Annotated in this window: 1 protein-coding gene; it reads left to right on the top strand. The window is 52.5% G+C overall.

The annotated features are described in order from the left end of the window. Window positions 1-1807, top strand: a 1807-nt coding sequence (locus J7438_RS25310) for an ankyrin repeat domain-containing protein (protein ID WP_209278818.1), incomplete at both ends; no start/stop codon positions are given.

Below are 1807 nucleotides of genomic sequence, written 5' to 3'. Positions count from 1 at the left end.
GCCCCCTCACTGGCCAAAGAGAAGGATAACAATGGCGAAACGGCTCTCCACTACGTTGTTTATGATGGCCAAACAGAGGCCATCCAGACATTGCTGGATTTTGACCCCTCACTGGCCAAAGAGAAGGATAAGAATGGCCGAACGGCTCTCCACGACGCTGCTCTTAGAGGCCAAACAGAGGCCATCCAGACATTGCTGGACTTTGACCGGTCGCTGGCCAAAGAGAAGGATAGCTATGGCTTGACGGCTCTCCACGAAGCTGCTCGTAAAGGCCAAACAGAGGCCATCCAGGCATTGCTGAACTTTGACTGCTCACTGGCCAAAAAGAAGGATAAATATGGCAGAACGGCTCTCGACTTCGCTGCTATTTGGGGCAGCACAGAGGCCATCCAGGCATTGCTGAACTTTGCCCCCTCACTGGCCAAAGAGAAGGATAACAATGGCCGCACGGCTCTTCACGCTGCTGCTCTTAAAGGCCAAACAGAGGCCATCCAGATATTGCTGACCATTGCCCCCTCCCTGGCCAAAAAGAAGGAGAACTCAGGCGGAACGACTCTCCACTTCGCTGCTTATAGTGGCCAAACAGAGGTCATCCAGACATTGCTGAACCTTGCCCCCTCACTGGCCAAAGAGAAGGATAAATATGGCGATACGGCTCTCCACTGGGCTGCTGAAAAAGGCCACACAGAGGCCATCCAGACATTGCTGAACTTTGCCCCCTCACTGGCCAAAGAGAAGGATAAATATGGCGATACGGCTCTCCACTGGGCTGCTGAAAAAGGCCACACAGAGGCCATCCAGACATTGCTGAACTTTGCCCCCTCACTGGCCAAAGAGAAGAATAAGTGTGGCAATACGGCTCTCCATCTCCACAAAGCTGCTGAAAAAGGCCACACAGAGGCCATCCAGACATTGCTGGAATTTGACCGCTCCCTGGCCAAAGAGAAGGATAGATATGGCTTGACGGCTCTCCACTACGCTGCTCGTAAAGACCAAACAGAGACCATCCAGGCATTGCTGAACTTTGACCGCTCACTGGCCAAAGAGAAGACTAGCGATGGCCTAACAGCTCTCCACTTAGCTGCTCGTAAAGGCCTCACAGAAGCCATCAAGACATTGCTGGACTTTGACCGCTCACTGGCCAAAAAGAAGGATAACGGTGGCTGGACGGCTCTCCACGAAGCTGCTGCAGAAGGTCACACAGAGGCCATCCAGGCATTGCTGGACTTTGACCGCTCCCTGGCCAAAGAGAAGAATAAGTGTGGCAATACGGCTCTCCACTTCGCTGCTTATTATTATGATGGTCAAATAGAGGTCATCCAGACATTGCTGAAATTTGACCGCTCCCTGGCCAAAGAGAAGGATAGTGATGGCGTGACGGCTCTCCACTCAGCTGCTTATCAAGGCCACACAGAGGCCATCCGGACATTGCTGGACTTTGACCCCTCCCTGGCCAAAGAAAAGGATAAATATGGCCAAACAGCTCTCCACTACGCTGCTCTTAATAAAGGCCATACAGAGGCCATCCGGACATTGCTGGCCTTTGACCGCTCCCTGGCCAAAAAGAAAAGTAACCTTGGCCGTACGGCTCTCCACAAAGCTGCTGAACAAGGCCACACAGAGGCCATCCGGACATTGCTGGACTTTGACCCCTCCCTGGCCAAAGAGAAGGATAAATATGGCCAAACAGCTCTCGGCAAAGCTGCTGAAAAAGGCCACACAGAGGCCATCCAGACATTGCTGGCCTTTGACCGCTCCCGGGCCAAAGTTAAGGATAAGAATTGCGAAACAGCGCTCAATTTAGCTA

It is taken from the genome of Thalassotalea sp. G20_0 (genome assembly GCF_017744175.1).
GTDB lineage: Bacteria > Pseudomonadota > Gammaproteobacteria > Pseudomonadales > Endozoicomonadaceae > Endozoicomonas.
The sequence above is the reverse complement of the archived record's forward strand: the minus strand, read 5'-3'. Positions and strand labels throughout refer to the sequence as shown.